General features: G+C 33.0%; 14 protein-coding genes. 4 read left to right on the top strand and 10 right to left on the bottom strand.

From position 1 onward, the window contains the following. Positions 1 to 12: 12 nt before the first annotated feature. Positions 13 to 3,252, bottom strand: a complete 3,240-nt coding sequence (locus ABD715_RS14265) for a DUF1553 domain-containing protein (RefSeq protein WP_344788967.1) — start codon at positions 3,250 to 3,252, stop codon at positions 13 to 15. Positions 3,253 to 3,433: 181 nt separating this feature from the next. On the opposite strand from ABD715_RS14265, the gene ABD715_RS14260 reads away from it, so the two are divergent. Together ABD715_RS14260 and ABD715_RS14255 are read left to right on the top strand one after the other, a co-directional pair. Then, on the top strand, positions 3,434 to 4,288 hold the full coding sequence (locus tag ABD715_RS14260) for a helix-turn-helix domain-containing protein (RefSeq protein ID WP_344788966.1): 855 nt from the start codon (positions 3,434 to 3,436) through the stop codon (positions 4,286 to 4,288). A 27-nt stretch (positions 4,289 to 4,315) separates the two neighbouring features. Then, positions 4,316 to 5,155, top strand: a complete 840-nt coding sequence (locus ABD715_RS14255; protein ID WP_344788965.1) for a helix-turn-helix domain-containing protein — start codon at positions 4,316 to 4,318, stop codon at positions 5,153 to 5,155. Positions 5,156 to 5,191: 36 nt separating this feature from the next. On the opposite strand, the gene ABD715_RS14250 is transcribed toward ABD715_RS14255, so the two are convergent. Beyond that, positions 5,192 to 6,706, bottom strand: coding sequence for a sulfatase family protein (locus ABD715_RS14250; RefSeq protein WP_344788963.1), 1,515 nt, complete (start codon positions 6,704 to 6,706; stop codon positions 5,192 to 5,194). 9 nt (positions 6,707 to 6,715) lie between these two features. Further along, the gene (locus ABD715_RS14245; RefSeq protein WP_344788962.1) at positions 6,716 to 8,518 is read right to left on the bottom strand and encodes an arylsulfatase; all 1,803 of its coding nucleotides are present in this window, start codon (positions 8,516 to 8,518) and stop codon (positions 6,716 to 6,718) included. A gap of 237 nt (positions 8,519 to 8,755) precedes the next feature. Here ABD715_RS14245 and ABD715_RS14240 point away from each other — a divergent pair, with 237 nt between their 5' ends. Together ABD715_RS14240 and ABD715_RS14235 are read left to right on the top strand one after the other, a co-directional pair. Next, complete coding sequence (locus tag ABD715_RS14240) at positions 8,756 to 9,679, top strand: alpha/beta hydrolase (protein ID WP_344788961.1); 924 nt, start codon at positions 8,756 to 8,758, stop codon at positions 9,677 to 9,679. Positions 9,680 to 9,787: 108 nt separating this feature from the next. After that, positions 9,788 to 11,368 carry a hypothetical protein gene (locus ABD715_RS14235; protein ID WP_344788960.1) on the top strand — a complete coding sequence of 527 codons (1,581 nt, stop codon included), beginning with the start codon at positions 9,788 to 9,790 and terminating at the stop codon, positions 11,366 to 11,368. 60 nt (positions 11,369 to 11,428) lie between these two features. Here ABD715_RS14235 and ABD715_RS14230 read toward each other — a convergent pair whose 3' ends face one another. From ABD715_RS14230 to ABD715_RS14200, 7 genes are all read right to left on the bottom strand, one after another. Beyond that, a complete protein-coding gene (locus ABD715_RS14230) occupies positions 11,429 to 12,937 on the bottom strand; it encodes an ATP-binding response regulator (protein ID WP_344788959.1) in 1,509 nt (502 codons plus the stop codon). A 5-nt stretch (positions 12,938 to 12,942) separates the two neighbouring features. Beyond that, on the bottom strand, positions 12,943 to 13,431 hold the full coding sequence (locus ABD715_RS14225) for a Rab family GTPase (protein ID WP_344788958.1): 489 nt from the start codon (positions 13,429 to 13,431) through the stop codon (positions 12,943 to 12,945). Continuing rightward, complete coding sequence (locus ABD715_RS14220) at positions 13,418 to 14,236, bottom strand: cell envelope biogenesis protein OmpA (protein ID WP_344788957.1); 819 nt, start codon at positions 14,234 to 14,236, stop codon at positions 13,418 to 13,420. The genes ABD715_RS14225 and ABD715_RS14220 overlap by 14 nt, the downstream gene beginning before the upstream one ends. A gap of 14 nt (positions 14,237 to 14,250) precedes the next feature. Beyond that, positions 14,251 to 14,613 (bottom strand): fructose 1,6-bisphosphatase, encoded by a 363-nt coding sequence (locus ABD715_RS14215; RefSeq protein WP_344788956.1) that lies wholly within the window; start codon positions 14,611 to 14,613, stop codon positions 14,251 to 14,253. Between the two features lie 287 nt (positions 14,614 to 14,900). Further along, positions 14,901 to 15,659 carry a glycoside hydrolase family 16 protein gene (locus ABD715_RS14210; protein WP_344788955.1) on the bottom strand — a complete coding sequence of 253 codons (759 nt, stop codon included), beginning with the start codon at positions 15,657 to 15,659 and terminating at the stop codon, positions 14,901 to 14,903. 2 nt (positions 15,660 to 15,661) lie between these two features. Further along, positions 15,662 to 17,959, bottom strand: coding sequence for a beta-glucosidase BglX (gene bglX / locus ABD715_RS14205; protein WP_344788954.1), 2,298 nt, complete (start codon positions 17,957 to 17,959; stop codon positions 15,662 to 15,664). Positions 17,960 to 17,964: 5 nt separating this feature from the next. Then, positions 17,965 to 19,638 carry a glycoside hydrolase family 16 protein gene (locus tag ABD715_RS14200; RefSeq protein ID WP_344788953.1) on the bottom strand — a complete coding sequence of 558 codons (1,674 nt, stop codon included), beginning with the start codon at positions 19,636 to 19,638 and terminating at the stop codon, positions 17,965 to 17,967. Between the last annotated feature and the right edge of the window lie 22 nt (positions 19,639 to 19,660).

The following is a 19,660-nucleotide window of genomic DNA, read 5'->3' as shown; positions in this document are numbered from 1 at the left end:
GAGTTTAGCAATTTATCGTTTAGTAATACTTGCATCAGCATTCATAATGGTACTGGCTACAACAGAGTTAGCAGCAATAAGTGCTTTGTTATCGGTGTCAGATATTTTAAAAGCACCTGTTTGAAGCCACCCTTTTGTTTTTTCGAGGTTACTATCAAATTTTTTAAATTCTTCCTTTTGTAATTTGGTTAATACACTCAATTCTTGATCTGTAATGTGTCTTCCAGTTAATTTCTTGAAGGCATGAGTTATTCCTGTTTTTAAATCTTCGGCCTCTGTTATTTGTTTTCCTAAAACTCTAGAAGCTTCGATATAAGTAGGGTCGTTTAAAATAACAAGTGCTTGAAGTGGTGTATTTGTTTTTTGCCTACGTGTTGTACATAAATCTCTGGTAGGAGCATCAAAAATTGAAATTGTTGGGTTAGGCACTGTGCGTTTCCAAATGGTATACATACTTCGCCTGTATAAGCCTTCTTCTCCATCTTGAACATAAGTATCTCCATTAACTTTCCATAATCCAGCAGGTTGATAAGGCTTAACACTTTCTCCTCCAATGGTTTTATTTAATAACCCAGAAGCTAACAAAGCATTATCTCTTAACATTTCTCCAGAAAGTCGTGTAGAAGGACCTCTAGCCAACCATTTGTTTTCGCCATCTATGGCTAATAACTCTTTAGATATAATAGAACTCTGTTGGTATGTACTAGACATCATAATTGTTTTGTGTAATGCTTTTACGTCCCAACCCGATTCAATAAACTTTATAGCTAGCCAGTCTAATAATTCTGGGTGACTTGGTAATTCGCCTTGATTTCCAAAATCTTCAGAGGTGTTTACTAGGCCTCTTCCAAAAATGTTTTGCCAATACCTGTTTACAGTTACTCTGGCTGTTAACGGATTGTCTTTGTCTGTAATCCATTTAGCTAAGCCAAGTCTGTTTTTAGGTAAACTTTCGTCCATTGGAAATATGTCTTGAGGCGCATTTGGGAATACACTATCTGTAGGAGAATCGTAATTTCCACGGTCTAAAATATAAGTTTGTCTGTTAAGCTTACTCTCTTTCATAACCATAATTTGCTTAATAGGATCTATACTATCTACTAGCACAAGTCTGTCTTTTTCAAGCTTTTTAAGCGCGTTATTATAAGGTGTGGAATTGGCAGATAAGTAATACTGAATAATTTTTTCTTTTTCAGGTTCAGTTAATTCACTTTGCTCTTTCTGCTTAATTTCCTTCAATTTATCGGCATTAGCTATTTGAAGCACTTCTATATCACTTAATTCTTTATTAAAAACCATTAAATCGTCAACAGTTGCTCCACCAATACCTTTTCCTCTCCATACGCCACCAATACGTAAACCGGGTTCTAGACGCGGACTTTTTTTGCCATATAGTCTTAAGCCATGAAATATTATGTCTTTATATAGGTTATCGAAAATGGTTTTGGTTTGTAGTTTTTCTCCATCCATATAAATAGATACGCCATCTGCTTTACTAGATCCATTATAGGTCATGGTTAACTGCACCCATTTTTCTTTAGGTACGTCGTTTAAAGACTCTATAACAATAGCATTATCTGGATATACGTGAGCTAATAAGGCTTCTAGTTTATTGTCTTTTAATTTTAAATGATAACCTCTAAAGCTATGTAATTCTGGGCTATTCATTTTATGAAAAATCACACCTTCTTCTAGGTCTTTAGGTATAAAAACTTGTATGCCTATACTAAAAGGCTGGTTTCTTTGGTAAATACCAATTTTATCTAGGTCTAGCCATGTGTCACCATTCATGTAAAGTCCTTTTCCGCTAGCTCCTTTTTTGTAAACAGCTTTTTCATTATCTACAAATTGCTGACGCATTCTTATTTTGTTTTTACCATTACCGCCAGCGGTATTTATGAGCTTTTCGTTGTTGAAGTTAAAAGCAGCTACTAAACCTTTTGGAGTCGATTTGGTAGGGAGTTTTTTGTAGTTACTATTTGCAATCCATTTACCCGCTTTAACAGTTTCTTTGGTTGCTATTGTTTTTACCTCTTCTTCAGTTTTATTTACAAGTGTTTCTAAATAAGCTAAAACTTCTTCTTGCTCTTTTGTAGGTAACATCATAGCAGGTACAGGTGTTGCAAGATCCCAAGGAATTAAGCCTGTTTCATCGACATTATTAAAAAAACTATACATTTCGAAATAGTTTTTTTGAGAAATAGGATCGTATTTGTGGTCATGACATTTAGCACAAGCAAAAGAAAGACCTAACAAGCCTTGGCTAACGGTAGCTGTTCTATCTGCGACATATTCAGATCTAAATTCTTCATCTATAATACCGCCCTCTAAATTTTGAGGGTGAAGTCTATTAAATGTTGTGGCTAGTTTTTGTTCTCTTGTGGCGTTTTCAAACATATCGCCAGCAAGTTGCCATGTAATAAACTGGTCGTAAGGCATGTTTTTATTAAAAGACTCTATAACCCAATCTCTCCATGGCGAAGTGTCTCTATACCTATCGTTACTATAACCGTGTGTGTCAGCATAACGAGCAAGATCCATCCAATCTAAGGTCATTTGCTCTCCATAATGTGGAGATGCAAGAAGTCTATCTATTTGTTTTTCGAAAGCATTTGGAGAGGTGTCTTTTAAAAAACTTTCAATTTCTTCAAGAGTAGGAGGTAAGCCTGTTAAATCAAAAGAAGCACGACGTAATAAGATTTCTTTATCTGCTTTTTTAGCAGGCGATAAGTTTAAATTTTCTAATTGTGCAACAACGTAATTGTCAATAGGGTTCGATATAAAATCTGTTTGCTTAACCTTTGGTATTTCAGATAGTTCAGGCTTTAAAAAAGCCCAATGGTCTTTATATTCTGCACCATCTTCAATCCATTTAATAAGCACTGCTTTTTCATAATCAGTTAGTGTTAAATGAGATCCTGGTTCTGGCATAATTAAATCTGGATCGTCGGTAATAATACGGTGAAAGAATTCACTTTTCTCTAAGTTACCTGGTTTAATTGCAACCTTACCAGGTGTCTCAGGTAGTTCTGCATAAGCAACCTCGGCGGTGTGTAGTTGTAAACCAGCCTTAATATTACCTGCATCTGGACCATGACAAAGAAAACACTTGTCTGATAAAATAGGTTTTACATGCTGATTAAAATCAACTTTTTTAGGTAACTTGTCGTACTCGATTGCTACCGTTTCTGGTAAATCTGGGCCACAGCTATACATAAATATAGTGCCTATAAAAAGAGCAAAAATTCTCATACCTTTTAACATAAAAAATGAATCTTGGTGTTTTTACAAAGGTATGTGTAACTTAAAGTAAAATAGATAATCAAATCAGGCTATAAAATGTACATTTCCGACATGGCTGATCTTTATCATGTTTTTTTATGCTAACTTTACATGTGTGAAATATTAAAAATAATGTTGAAAAAGATGTATAATGTATAAAGAATTAGAGTCTCTTACGCTTGATATATTGCATGCTGGTTACGCTAAGTTAGATTCTTCGTGGAAGTATGATGATGTAATTAGCCCGTTTTCGAGGTTGTTTTATGTTACCACAGGTAATGCTAGTGTGTTTTATACTAATCAGTGGTTTAAATTAGAGCCTGGCTATTTGTATTTAATTCCTAGTTTTACTTATAACAGCTATTATTGCGAAAAGTACCACGAGCAATTTTATGTTAGTTTTTTTGAGGAAGTACAGCAAGGTATGTCTATTTATAATTTGAAACAATTTAAATATAAAGTGAAAGCCACTAAAAATGATGCTTTGTATTTTAAAAGACTCGTAGAGATAAATCCAGATAAGGTGGTTACCGATTCTAAGCCCAAGGCGCATATAAACAGGAGTTTAAGTGAAAAAAACAAGGGTTTTAACGCACATCATTACATGGAAACTCAAGGTATTTTATCTGTGCTTTTTTCAAGATTTATTTTAGATGCAGATGTCGATAACCTTGGCGGTAGCGATGGCGATTTAAATAAGGTACTAATATATATAGCAAAGAATCTTAAAAACGATTTGTCTATTGCGGTCTTGGCTAGATATTGCAATTTTAGCGAAGATCATTTTTCGAGAAGTTTTAATGCTAGTTTTGGTATACGTCCTAATAAATATATACAACAAAAGCGAATAGAAAAAGCGCAGTTTTTATTAGTAACAACAGAGAAGTCTTTAAAGCAAATAGCTGCCGAAGTAGGCTTGGCTAATATCTCATATTTTTCAAGAACTTTTAAGAAAATAGTAGGGAATTCTCCAGCTAATTTTCGTAAGCAACATTTTGATATATAGTATTATATGCAAGACTATTTAAAATATTTGAGATTTTTTTTATTAAACATCGATTTGGTAAAATTAGATGCTTCTTGGGATTACGACAACGTTATAAGTCCCTTTGTAAGAATGTATTTAATTACCTCTGGGCATGCTTATGTATACCATAACGATAAAAAGTTCGATTTAAAGCCTGGTTACATGTATTTAATACCCAGTTACACGTATAGTAGGTATAAATGCGAATTGCAGCACGAGCAGCTTTATATTAGTTTTATGGAAGAAATAGGTAATGGGCTTTCTGTTTTTAGTTTTAATGATTTTCGATATCAAATTAAATCTTCAAAACTAGATACTTATTATTTTAAAAGATTATTGGAGATAAACCCTAACCGGTCTTTACTAGACGATAATCCTCATAAATACAAAAGTTTTTCTTCGTTTTTAGAGTTAAAAAAAACGCGATTAAATTCTAGTTTTTATTTAGAAACCCAAGGTTTACTAAAAATTTTACTGTCGCGATTTATTGTAGAAGGTAATCGGTCTTCAGAAAAAAGGGAGCGTCGAGACATAGATAAAGTGCTTGTTTATTTACTAGAAAACTTGCACGAAAATTTAACAGTAGAGCGTTTGGCAGCTTTTAGTAATTTAAGTAAAGATCATTTTTCTAGAAGTTTTTACGAAAAATATAAAATGCGTCCTAATTTATATATACAATCTAAAAGGGTAGAGCGGGCACAGTTGCTATTGCATACCACCAACGATTCGATAAAAGCTATTTCTGAGAAAGTAGGCTTCGATAATTTTTCTTATTTCTCTAAAGTGTTTAAAAAAATTACAGGAAAAACACCAGCCAATTATAAAAAAGAGCAATCACAGGTTTAATTGTAATTGCTCTTTTTAAAAGTGGGAAAAATATAACTATATGGTTTTAATTTTGTTATAAATTGGTGAAATATCTAAAGGGTCGTTCATGTCTTTTTGAAGCTTTATAAGGTCTTTAAACATGTCGTTAACTTTTGTTTTATAAGCGTCGTCTTCCGATAGATCGTGCATTTCTTCAGGATCGTTATTTAAATCGTATAAGAGTACTTTTTCTATTTTTGGGTAAACAATAAGTTTATATCCATCTTTTCTAATCATACGTTGTAAATCGATATAACCATTGTAAATGGCATCATAATTTCCTTTAGTTTGTTTACCTGTAGCCAAATCTAACACGCTATTAAAAAATACATATTCAGGTTTTTCTATACCGGCAAGTTCTAGTGTTGTTGCCATAGCGTCTTGAATGTAAATGTCTTCTTTAACCTTTTTATCTTTAGGAATTGTTGGTCCAGAAATCATAAATGGGGCTCTAATACTATGGTCAAATTGAGATTGTTTACCTATTAAGCCATGTCTACCAACAGATAATCCATGATCTGCAGTAAAAATAATATAGGTATTATCCATTTTTCCTGTGGCTTCTAATCTGTCTAAAATTTTTCCAATTTGCTCATCTAAGTGGGTTATTATTGCGTAGTATTCTTTTATATGAACTTTGGTTGCGTATTCTGTTCTAGGAAAAGGCGCTAAGGCCTCGTCTCTAAGGTTTGGCCCACAACCCATGTCGTCTTTATATGGGTATTCTGGTAACCAACTTTTAGGTAAACTTATTTTATCTAAAGGATATTTATCTAAAAACTCTTGTGGAGCTTGTCTAGGGTCGTGAGGTGCATTAAAGGCCAAATACATAAAAAATGGATTGTCGCTTTTTTCAGCTTTATCAATAAAGTTGAAAGCGTCATCTTTTATAATTTCACTCCAATGTTTTCCACCTTCCCAGAAACCTCCAAATTTCTTGTCAGCGGGATTCCAAGTCGTATCATTTTCGCTTAAAGGTCTGTTGTAACCAACAGGCATAATGGTGCTAGGATTAATGTTTGTGCCTTTTAATTCTTTAAATTTCTTAACCATTTTAGAGTGTTCCCAAGCATCGCCAGGCATACCACCTCTTACATGTGCCACATTATTGAAAATTTTAGTAGGGTGTACATCTACATGCCATTTACCAGTCATGTAGGTATCGTAACCTTTAGCCTCCATTAATTTACTCCATGTTTTGTCTAATTCTTTGTTTTTAACCCAGTTTTTACGAAATTGATTTACTTCCCAAAGACTGCGTCCAGAGTTTATCATAGCTCTAGAGGCTGCGCATATGGCACCGTTCCACCCACCCATATTAAAGGTATGTGTAAATGTTGTGCCTTGGTTAGATAACCGATCTAAATTTGGGGTTTGTATTTCTGTATTGCCTAGCGCATTAATAGCAGTATAGGTCATGTCGTCTGCAAAAATGAAAACGATATTTGGATCCTGTTTTTTTTCTGCTTTATTTTCTTCTTTACAAGAAAAAAGTAAAGCTATTAGGGTTAATGCAATAATGTTTTTCATGGATAAATTCTAATTGATTAATGTAATGTTGGTATAATATGCCGGTATATTGTTTCCGTCTGCGGTAATAAACTCACTTTGTAGGTTAAATTTACCTTTTGTTAGTTTTCCTTTTAAAATTACAGAGTGATTATTAGGATTTACCGTAGTTTCAAAAGTGTTTTCTCCAATTGTAATTTTTGCTTTCTTAGGGTTAAAGGCCAAACCTTTAGCTAGTCCGCTTACATAAGGAGTGGCTGCAATTGCTTTTGCTTCGCTATTAATGGCTAACTTAGAGTCTGGCGCATATCTACTTAATTCAAATTGATACTCGCCATCTTTTTCAACTTTAACGCTATAAAAACCTTGAGGTAGTGCTTTACCTATTCTTATCAAATCTTGGTTCCAAGGTATAGGGTTTTCAGTATGTATATCGTGAACAGTTATTAAAACGGGTTCGTTATTATTGTATCCAAGCGGAATGTGTGCATATTTTACGTCTGGTTCTACTGTTGTCCACCAAGTATCGTAAAACGATTGCATTTTTTTTACTATTTCTGGATGGTTTTTAGCGATGTTATTTTTTTGACCAGGATCGTTAATTGTATTGTATAATTCTTTACCATCTATTAAGCGCCACTTGGTAGACATAACACAACTGTTTTTTCCTTTAATAGGGAGTTGGTTTCTTTGCGTATCTATTACTAACATTCTGTCAATTTCTTTGTCTTCTCCGCTCAAAATTTTTGCTACACTAGTACCATCTAGAGGTTTGTTAGGTTTATGTTCTATACCAGCTAAATCTATAAGGGTTGGTAACATATCTACGTGTGCTGTTAATTCGTTTACAGCTTGTTTTTTTAGAATATTACCGTTTGGCCAACTCATAAAAAATGGAACACGGTGTCCTCCATCATAATGACTTCCTTTTTTTCCTTTTAAGCCTGCATTGTAACCTACCGTTTTACCGTTAAGTTTTCCCCAAGCACCTGCCGATCCGTTATCTGTACTAAAAATAAGGATGGTGTTGTCAAACAATTTTTCTTTTTTAAGGTAACTAACTAGTTTCCCGAAGTTGTCGTCAATATTAGTAATCATACCATAAAAACGTTTTTGCTTATCGCTTATTGGGGTGTCTTTATACATTTGTGCATATTCTGCAGGAACATTATATGGTCCGTGAGCAGCATTAGGTGCTAAGTGCATGTAAAAAGGTTTGTCTTTACTTTTTTCTATAAGGCTAATAGCTTCATTAAACCAAACATCTGTGCAATATCCATCAAATTTTTCAGGAACACCATTTCTAAAATAAGTATCGTCAAAATAATCGTTATTCCAAAGGTCAGGAGTTTGTTGTACTCCGCCACCGCCATGATATACAGCTTGTTTAAACCCTCGATCTTGAGGTCTAAAGGGGTAGTTGTCTCCTAAGTGCCATTTACCCACCATAGATGTTTCATAACCATTTTTAGCTAAAACATCTGCTATAGTTACTTCGTCTGCGGTTAAAATAGAGCAGCCTCCTATAGTATGCCACGCATTATTTCTATTAGCATTTCTTCCTGTAAGTAGGCCTGCTCGACTTGGAGCACAAGTGGTACCCACATGAAAATTTGTTAATTCTAAAGATTCTTTTGCAAAATGATCTAAATGAGGTGTTTTTATCCAAGGATTTCCATGATAGCCTATGTCTCCATAGCCTTGATCATCTGTATAGATAACAATAATATTGGGTTTAGTATCGGTTTTTTTAGTTGCGCTTGTGTCTTCGCTTTTACAGCTTAAAACTATAGAAAGGCAACTTAATAGCCAGATAAGTTTTATTTTTTGCATATGTAGTTGGGTTTAATTTGTAAACATTTTTTTTATTAAAAGTTTAAGCTTTTATTTAAAGCTAACAGGGGTCGAACTTAGTTTAATTATTTAATTTCTTATGTAATATATGGTTTAGAAAGAGCAACAAATGATTGTGTATAAAATAATGTCTTTTATTTAGTACCTTTCGAGCGAACAATTTAGAAAATTTTCTAAGTACAATCATATTATTTTGTTCTTAAACTTATTAGGTATATGAAAAGTATAGTTGGTTTTATTGTATGTATTTTATTATTTGTAAATATGGGATTTAGTCAAAGTTTAACCATACCGTTATGGGAAAAAGAAGTGCCAAATAGTAAAAAATCGATAGAGAAGGAAAAGCATGAAGTTAGTGAAATATTAAGAATAAGTAAGGTGCAAGTGCCTAGTATGGAGGTTTTTTTACCTGCAAAACGTAGTGCTAATGGTAAAGCAGTAATTATTTGTCCTGGAGGTGGTTATGGTATGTTGGCTTACGATTGGGAAGGAACTGATGTTGCTAAGTGGTTTAACTCTCAAGGTATTGCTGCATTTGTTTTAAAATATAGATTGCCACAGTCTAAATCTATAATAGTACAAAACGAAGCACCATTGCAAGATGCACAACGTGCTATTAGACAGGTGAGATATAATGCAGAAAAATGGAATATTGATAAAAATAAAATAGGTGTTATTGGGTTTTCGGCAGGCGGACATTTAGCGTCAACCTTGGGTACGCACTATAATTATGATACTTTAAATGCTAAGGATGATATAGATAAACTTAGTGCAAGACCAGATTTTATGATGTTAATTTATCCTGTTATTACAATGCATCTTTTACATACGCATAAGGGATCTAGAAATAATCTTTTAGGAAAAACACCAAGTGATGAGTTAGTAAATTTTTACTCTAACGAGTTGCATATTAATAATAATACACCGCCTACTTTTATAGTACATTCAACAGATGATAAAGTGGTCCCTGTAGAAAATAGTTTGAGGTTTTTTGAGTGTTTAAAGCAATCTAATGTTTTTTCGGAGTTACATGTTTATCCATACGGTGGTCATGGATTTGGGTTAGCTATTGGTAGAGATTATCTTCAATCTTGGACACAACGCCTTGCAGATTGGCTTTTGTATTTAGACAAAATTTAAAATTGTCGTTGAAATGGCATAATTTTAGTATGTAAGGTCTTTATAAGATTGGATTTGTATCATCTTTATTGTTTATATTTGGGTCCCCTCAGAATAATAGTTAATGACATGAAAAAATTATCCCTACTTATCTGCTTATTTATAGCAAACATCCTCTTTTCTCAAAGTGAACTTGTTCCCACAAAATTTATTAAGGAAGGTAGTTTACATGAAGCTGCCAATTTATCTTCTGCAACTTTAATTCAATTTAAAAAGAAGCAAAAGTGCCAAGTGATAGCGTATTTAGGAGATGAAATTTATAAGATAAACTTTAAGGATAACATAGGTTATGTAGATTCAGAGAATATAGATGTGACAGAAGATGTTATGGATTTGTACTTTGACTACGAGGATAAGCTTGAAAACGAGAAACGAAGAAAAGCATTAGAAAAAGTACATAAAAGACAACAGTATATTCAAAAAGTTGTTCAAAAAAGAGAAGATGCAGAACAGGCAGTTATAGACAAGGCTAATGCAAAAAAACAGGAAGAATTAGAGTTAAAAAGAAAGGCAGAGGAGCAAAAGCAGCAAGAATTAGCAGAAGCAGCTAGAAAGCGGGAAGAAGCATTAAAAGCAAAAGAGTTAGAAGCCACTATAGCAAAAGCTAAAGCAGAAGAAAAACGCAAAAAAGAAATAGCAGAATTAGAGTTAAAAAGAAAGGCAGAGGAACAAAAGCAGCAAGAATTAGCAGAAGCAGCTAGAAAGCGGGAAGAAGCATTAAAAGCAAAAGAGTTAGAAGCCACTATAGCAAAAGCTAAAGCAGAAGAAAAACGCAAAAAAGCATTAGCAGAATTAGAGTTAAAAAGAAAGGCAGAGGAGCAAAAGCAGCAAGAATTGGCAGAAGCAGCTAGAAAGCGGGAAGAAGCGTTAAAAGCAAAAGAGTTAGAGGCCACTATAGCGAAAACTAAAGCAGAAGAAAAACGCAAAAAAGAATTAGCTAATCTTGAACAAAAAGCAAAAGACTTAGAGGCATCTATAGCTAGAGCTAAAGCAGAAGAGCAACGTTATTTAGAATTGCAGAAAGAATTAGAACTTAAAAAGGATATTGAGTTAAAGGCTATAGCAGATAGACAGCGTTATATAGATTCGCAAAAAAAGTTAGAAGAAAAGGAGGAAGCAGCTAAAAGCGATGAGACTACTACAATAACAAACGAGATCGCAATAGAAGAGTATAAAACTTCTACATCTATAACTAATGAGAGTCTTAATGGAAATGTTAACAATGAATTGAGAAGCAACTGTCATTATTTAATAAACGAATACGATCAGTTTTATAACGTAGTTAATATTAAAACAGAGCCTTATAAAATAAGTGAAAACTTAACCATTGAGTTACATAGACAAGGCCGAAGCTTAAATGTCTTTTTTAATTTAGACAGCGATTTGGGATGTGCAAGTTATTTGCCAGGTAACAGATCGTCAGCAAAAGTTGTTTTAGAAAATAATCAAACAATTATATTTTATCATTCTTGGGGTATGGATTGCGGAACTTTTGGGTTAAAAGCAAAGTTATCAAAATCTCAAATATTAAAGTTAGAGCAATCTCCTATTAAACAAATTATTTTACGAGGAACGGAGGTTAGTCAGGATATCTACAATGTAGAATATAAAGAGTTTTTTATGGATAAATTAAAATGCTTAGAGTATTAAAATTTTAAACATTATGCTTAAACTCTGTGTAAGTTTTAATAACCAGAAGAATTAACTTTTTTACTTTACGTATTTGTAAATTTTTTCTAGAAGTTTACCTTCGTCAAAAGGCTTGGTTACAACATCGTTAATTCCAGCCCGTTTAAAGCGTTTTATGTCGTCTTTGTATGCTTCTGTAGATAAAACAATAATAGGTGTTTTTTTGTACTCTTTAGAAAGGTTACGCACCGATACAGTTAAATCCATTGCCGAATAACCTTCAATGGTATTTGCTAGTAAAATTAAATCTACATTTTTGTCGATAATATTAGGGACTAAATCTTCGCCTTTAGAAACGATATTAATATAAAAATGGCCTGTGGCTGCTAATAATTTTAAAACGGTAAGCTGTATTATTTCAGAATCTTCAACGAGTAAAATGTGGTGCTTTTTATTTAAGTTAGGTAGTTGTTTTTTTAATAATTCATTTTTTAAACTTTGGTTGTAATTAGAAAGTTTAAAGCTTAGGTTACATATAAAATTAGATCCTTTGTTAATTTGGCTTTCAACTTTTATATTTCCTTTCATTTCAGAAATTAAATACTTTACAATGGATAATCCTAACCCTGTGTTTTTATAGTTTTTAGAATTTAGTTTAGTAAATCTTTTAAAAATATCATCAATTTTATCTGCTGCAATTCCAATTCCAGTATCTATGACTTCAATGTGAAGGTTTGCTTTTTTTGCTCTCACATAGTTTAGAGATACCTTTAATGTAATGCTTCCTTTTTGTGTATTAGATATAGCATTGTTTAATAAGTTGGCAATAACTTGCTTTAACCTATATTGATCGCCATTAATATACTCTGGAAGGTTCTTGTCTAGTTCACAATTAAACTCTAATCCATTGTTTAGGGCTATAAGTTTATATGCAGCAGCAAGACCGTTTAGAAGCTTTTTTAAATCAAAAACTTTTTCGTTTAGTATTAGTCTCCCAGATTCAATTTTAGAGATGTCTAAAATATCTTCAATTCTGTTTTTTAAATCTTTATTAGCAGAGTGAATAATGTCGAGGTAGTTTTTTTGCTCATCACTTAAATCACTATTAATTAATAAATCGCTAAAAATTATAGATGCTGTAATTGGGTTTCTTAGTTGATGACTAAAATTTGCTATAAAGTCGTTTTTAAAAGTTTCTTTTTCTAATAAATACTCGTTTTTTAATTCTAATATTTGCGAGTTTATTATAGACTCGTTTCTAGTTTGTGCTGTGAGTTGGTAGTTGTTGTAGTGCTTTGTTAGGTTTTCTACAATTATGAGATTCTCATTATTATTTTGCGAATGGATGGTAACATCGACAATTATAACTTCATTTTCAAAATTTAAATTAATACAGGAAAACTCAAAGCGTTCGTTTTCAATTTGTAATAAACCCTCGAGTATTTCAAAAAAAGGATGAATTGTTTGTAGTTTAATTCCTTTTGAAGATTTAAAAATAACATCATCAGTTTCTAAAATACAACCTGTATTGTCAACTAATATATATTGAAAATTATTTTTATAATATTTCTTTTTGTACGCTTCTAACATAATATTTAAATTAACTCTCGAGCTAATTTAGCAAATAGGGATTCAACTCTACTACCTGTTTTGGCACTTACAAAATAATCGACGTTTGTGTTAAAAACATCGTTGTGTTGCGACAGATAGACTTTATTTACCAAATCCATCTTGTTTCCAACAACTTTTGTAGGTACTTTAGGGTAGTTTTCTTTTAAAAAACTTAATTCAGATTCAAGATTTTCAAAGGTTGCAGGTCTAGATAAATCAAAAACATAAATAAAACCATTAGTACCTAAAAGGTAAGATGGTCTTGTTTTTTTTATATCGTCTTGCCCTTCCAAATCCCAAATAATAAGTGATACAGATTCGTTTTCGGGTATTTCTATTGTTTTTTTAGAAATATGAACACCAATAGTAACTTTGTAGTCTTCGGTAAAAGTGTTTTCTACAAAGCGTCTAATTAACGATGTTTTACCAACGCCAAAATGTCCTATCAAAACAATTTTTTTAGATATTGTCATTTTTTAAAAAATCTTCTAGTTTTTTAGTAAGTAGTTTTTTGTTTTTTAAGAGTGTTGCTACTTTTTGCTTGCTTGTAAACTCTAGAATTTCGTCTTCTAATTTGTCTTTAAATATTACATTGTAAGCTCCTGAAATAACAACAGCCATGTAAAATGAGGAAAAATTTTGTAGATGAATATGATAATGGTCATATTCTATATATTGTAAATTTTGATTTTCTTTTTTAAAGGCGTCTTCAACAAAACTTTTAATAGCAGTAAGCATACCTGCTACCATATCTTCATCAGCCATTTTGTTTTTAGAAAATTCTGCAAGAACGAGTCCAGATCCTTTTTCGATTATAATTAACTGTTCTATTTTGGCATTAGTTTGCTCTTGAATTATTAAGTCAGATTCGTTAACGCCAGAAGCTTTAGATTTAGCTTTTCTAAAAATACCTTTAAAAGAAAACGTTTTATTTACTTGATTGTTAACTCTCTCAGACAGCAACTTCATTTCATGTTGCACATAGCGTTTTATCATTTTTCCTATAATAGGAAAAAGGGCTTCTACTACCGCGTCTTGAGAATTTGCAATTTCTTTTTTTAAAGCTTTTGTAATTGTTGGACCAAGTGTGTTTGGAATTTCTTTAATAAATTCTTTTAGTTTATCATCAATAATAGGGTCTACTTTGGTAGATAATTGTCTTTTTTCATTAATTAAACTTTCAAGAATTTTTATTTTTTTTTCAATAGAAGATGTAAACTCTCGCTCATCAGTAAGCAGAATATCTTTAATGATACTTAGTTTTTCATCTTGATTCATCTACTAAAAATAATTTATTCTCTAATCTTTTCTCCTAATTTAATAAAGAGTTGACTTAATAGTTTTCTGTCAGCTTTTCTATCATCAAGATCTCCTAACTTATCGTTAATAGAGTTTTCAAGATCTGTAATTCTAATATTTATATCTGTACTAAGGGTGTCTATGTTTTGTAAAAGTTCAGATTCTACAATACCTATTAAGTTTTGTAGCTCTTCTTTTTTAGCTAGAATATCTGCTTTTAGAGCTTCGAATTCCGAATTATAAGCTTGAATATTTTCGCCAAAAATAAGTTCTTTTATTGCATCAATTTTAGAATTGGCATCAGTAGGTTTGCCATTTAATTGTTCTTTGTTTTCTTCTTGTACTTGTTCTTTCATTATTCAGAAATATTAGCTTGTAAAAACAAAAATAGTCTAAAAAGATTAATTTTGTTTATGATTTGCTTTTTTTATGCTAAAGCACAATTTAAAGAAGAAATTAAGAATATATTAATTTTAAGTGATTTTTTTTAATCTTGTTTTAGTAGAGTGGGGGAATAAGATTACTCTGCTTTTTATATCAATAGAGAAAACTAGATTTATTAGGTTGTATTATAGCGTGTTAATCTATTTCTTTATAAGCTTCAATTTTTCTACATACAAAAATTAAATCTCAAAAGAAAATATTATTGATATACTCTAATATAATCGATTACAAAATCTTGAGGAAATATTGAGTTATCTACTTCCAGGCCACCAAAACCACCACCAATAGCAAGGTTTATAATCATAAAAAAAGATTGATTAAAAGGCCATGTTTGTTCATCTTTAATGTCTGGAGAAAAAGTATAGACTAAATTATTATCTACAAAAAACTCTATTTTATTTGCTGTCCAATTAGCGGTGTATACATGAAATCCATCTTCAATAGATTCAATAGTTGTTTTCTTGGTATTTATAGTATTTCCATGGCTATCTGGCGTATGTAATGAAGTGAAAATGACATGCGGCTCTTTACCAACATACTCTAAAACATCAATCTCTCCGCAGTTTGGCCAACCTACCTCGTTAATATTAGCTCCTAACATCCAAAACGCAGGCCAGAGCCCTTTTCCCAAAGGTAACTTAGCGCGAACTTCTACTTTTCCGTATTTAAATTCGAACTTATCTTTAGTGGTAATTCGTGTTGAAGTATAAACCGAATCTTTTAAATTGGCCGAAATGGTTAAAAAACCATTTTTCACGTTATGGTTTCTTTTAGTGTAAATCTGTAACTCGTTATTACCCCAACCGCAAAGATTGGGGCAACCATTACCGAGTTCAAAATTCCATGTTGTTTCTTTTAATACATCGCCATCAAAGTTTTCTTCCCAAACCAATTTTTGAGTGTCATTATTGCAAGAAAAAAATGTTAAAACGATAAATAAAACAACACTGTATTTCATAATTATAATTTAAAAGCTCCTTCTAAGCTTGTTTTAGAACTTCCACCAACAAATACTTTAAAATCTCCAGGTTCTACAACAAACTCATCGCTGTTATTATAAAAACCAAGTTCTTTTTCTGTTAATTTAAATGTTATTGTTTTTACTTCATTAGGTTTTAATTCTACTAATTCAAAACCTTTAAGTTCTTTTACTGGTCTTGTAACGCTAGCAAATAAATCGCGAATATATAATTGCGCGACTTCTTTACCTTTAAACTTTCCGGTGTTTTTTAATTCAACCGAAACTTCTACTTCATTATTAGAAATAGTATTCACTTTCAAATTGCTATATGCAAATGTTGTATAACTTAAACCATGTCCAAACGGATAAAGTGGTGTATTACTTTCATCAATATAATGCGACCAAAATACAGAGTTAGGCTCATTAGCAGCAGGTCTTCCTGTGTTTTTGTAATTGTAATAAATTGGCACTTGCCCTACACTACGCGGAAACGTCATTGGTAACTTACCACTTGGGTTATAATCGCCATAAAGCACTTGTGCTATAGCATGACCACTTTGCGTACCCAATTGCCAAGCTTCTACAATAGCTGGAATATGAGCATCTGCCCACGGAATAGATAATGGACGTCCATTATGCAAAACCAAAACAATATTTTTATTAACCGCGTAAACTGCTTCTAATAATTCTTGTTGTACACCAGGCAAACCTATTTGAGATCGACTACGTGCTTCGCCACTTTGAAAAGCGTGCTCGCCAAGCACCATAATAACCACATCGGCATTTTTTGCAACTTGCTTAGCTTCGCTAAACCCGCTTTTATCCGTGTTATTAATTTCTACTTCAAACGGAAAAGAAGCTTCTCCAATAGCAACATCGGCACCTTTTGCGTAATTAATTTTATTATCAGGATATGTATTTAAACCTTCTAAAAGCGAAATAGCTGTATTATCTTTTGCTGCAATACGCCAGCTTCCTAAAGGGCTTGTTTTATCGTTAGCCAAAGCTCCAATAACAGCAATGTTCTGTCCGCTTTTTTGCAATGGCAATCTGTTATCCTCATTTTTAAGCAGTACAATAGACTTTTTTGCTACATCTAAAACAGCATCGTTAATTTTTTTGCTTCCAATAATTTCTTTTTCCCGGTTTTCATCACAATATCTATAAGGATCCTCAAAAAGACCAAGCTCAAATTTTACTCTTAAAATACGTGAAGCAGCATCGTTTATCAACGCCTCATCTACCTTCCCAGAAGTAACTAATGCAGCTAACTCATTAACATAAGCATAAGACTCCATATCCATGTCTGAACCTGCATTAACAGATAATTCTGCAGCATGTTTTACATTTTCAGCATAACCATGATTAATCATTTCGGACATTGAACCCCAATCTGACACAACAAAACCATCAAAATTCCATTTTCCTTTTAAAACATCTCGTTGTAAAAAGGAGTTTGCAGTTGCAGGAATACCATTTAACTCGTTAAAAGAGTTCATAAATGTTCTAACTCCAGCATCGACAGACGCTTTAAATGGAGGGAAAATAATATTGTTTAATGTTGAAGTACCAACGTCTACCGTATTATAATCTTTACCAGATTCTGTAAACCCATACCCAGCCCAATGCTTAGCGCAAGCAGCAATAGTATGTGCTAAAGACAAGCTATCGCCTTGAAAACCTCTTACTCTAGCCTCGGCTATTCTAGATCCTAAATAAGTATCTTCACCAGCACCCTCCATCACACGTCCCCATCTAGCATCTCTAGAAATATCTACCATAGGTGCAAACGTCCAGTTAATTCCTGCAGCAGAAGCCTCTAAAGCAGCCATTTCTGCCGATTTTTTAATAGCTTCTAAATCCCAACTTGCAGATTCTGCTAACGGGATAGGGCTCAGTGTTTCATAACCATGAATAACATCAAAACCAATAATTAAAGGGATTCCTAAACGTGTTTCTTCAACAGCTATTTTCTGAACTGCTCTGACCTCTTCCACACCGCGAACATTAAGCATAGAACCAACGTAACCTTTACGTAAATGCTCATATTTTTTTGCAGCATCGCCAGAAGCAGGAGAAGGCCCTGTTACATTCCAAAACCCATTATACTGGTTCATTTGGCCAATTTTCTCTTCTAAAGTCATTTTAGAGAGCAAATCTGAAACTTTCTTATCTATATCCATAGTTGTTTCGTTGCTAGCTGTTTCAAGAGTCAAGTTACCATTTTGACTCTTTTCACAACTAAAAAAACTAACTAAAAAAACTATCGTTATAATATTTATTTTGATTGATTTCATATGTTTTATTTGTAAACTCTTACGTAATCAATTTCCATTGTGTCTTGTGTAAAAGCAGGGTCGATATCTCCGCCTAAGGTTCCACCCATCGCAATATTTAAGATGAAAAAGAAGTCTTTCTCAAAAAATGGTAAATCTGCATTGTTATCCATCGCTACTACCACTTCATTATCTAATAAAACAGTAAGTTTTTCTGCAGTCCATTCTAAACTATATAAATGAAATTCTGAAGACGCATTTTCAACCGAAATGGTTTCACCGTAACTTGCCTGAGCGCTCGTTCCGTTATCGAACCAATGGAATGTACCAAGTGAAGTGTTTTTATCTGCACCTGTTTGTTCCATAATATCGATTTCACCACATACAGGCCAACCAACATCTGGAAAATTAGCACCTAACATCCAAATTGCAGGCCATGTACCTTGAGCAGCTGGAAGTTTTGCTTTTACTTCTACACGACCGTATTGAAACTCTTGTAAACCAATAGATTTTAATCTTGCTGAAGTATAATCGTTGCCATTTTTAATCGCTGTTATTTTTAAAGTACCATCGGAAACACTAACATTGCTAGCATCGTTTGTGTAGGTTTGAACTTCTCCGTTCCCCCAGCCACCATCGCCTAAGTCGTAAGTCCAGTTTGTTGCATCTGGAGCACCATCTGTATCAAACTCATCTGACCATGATAGGGTGTTGAATTCAGATTCAAATTCAGCTTCACCTTCAACAGGTTTGTTAGATGTAAATAATTGGTACCATGCAAAACCATTACCTTCTTGAATTATTCTTACGCGTAACTCATCTTCGGTAACCGAAATAATATCGTATGTGCTAGATCCAACATACCATCCCATAAATCCACCATCTGAGATTTCAAAACTACTTTGTCTATAAGCTTCTTCATTGTAACTTCCTTCTAAAGCTGCTTTTGAAGTAGATGGTAAAAACGAAACATTTTTTACACCAAACATACTTGGTACAACAGACTCATCGTGACATGTATCTCCTGCTACACCTAAAACATCAGAATACGTTCCTGGTACAAAAGCAGGACCAACTGTTTGCTCGAAAGTTAAACCTGTTTCACTACGCGTAAATACAAACTCGTTACTATACATACAATACTTTTCTTCATCCCAAGGGCCAATACCATTCCACCAAGCTTCATATGCAAACTCTCCGTTTCCGTAATCGTCTTCTACAGGACCTAAACCAACATGAAGTGGTAAATTTGCTGCCCAATACCATGTTTTAGAATCGCCTACCAATTCACCAGACAATAAATTTTCTGCTTCTACATCAGAGAAAGAACTGTAAACCTCAACATCCATAGATGTACTAGACATAACACCTCCAGAACCAACAGCACTTGCTACAACAGTATAGGTATTTATACCTGTTTGTGTAAACCTATGAACCGTTTCTCCTGATGGCGCTACTCCTGTTTTACCATCTCCAAAATTAAATTGGTATGTAATTTCGTTATCTGCAGTAGATGTAAAATTTACTATACCGCTACCGTCTCCAAATGGATTATCGGCATCTTGACCAACAATTTCTGCAGATATTGTAACGCCTGTTGGCACAACAATATCTCCTATGGTTGAATCATCGTCTTGGCAACTTGTAAACAACAGTGCCATAGACAGAACAAATCCTATATAATATTTTATATTTTTCATATATCTTAAGTTTTAATTCTTT

Origin of the sequence: Postechiella marina, from assembly GCF_039538365.1 — a bacterium.
In the GTDB taxonomy this organism is placed as follows: domain Bacteria; phylum Bacteroidota; class Bacteroidia; order Flavobacteriales; family Flavobacteriaceae; genus Postechiella; species Postechiella marina.
This window is presented reverse-complemented; position numbering and strand designations above follow the sequence as displayed.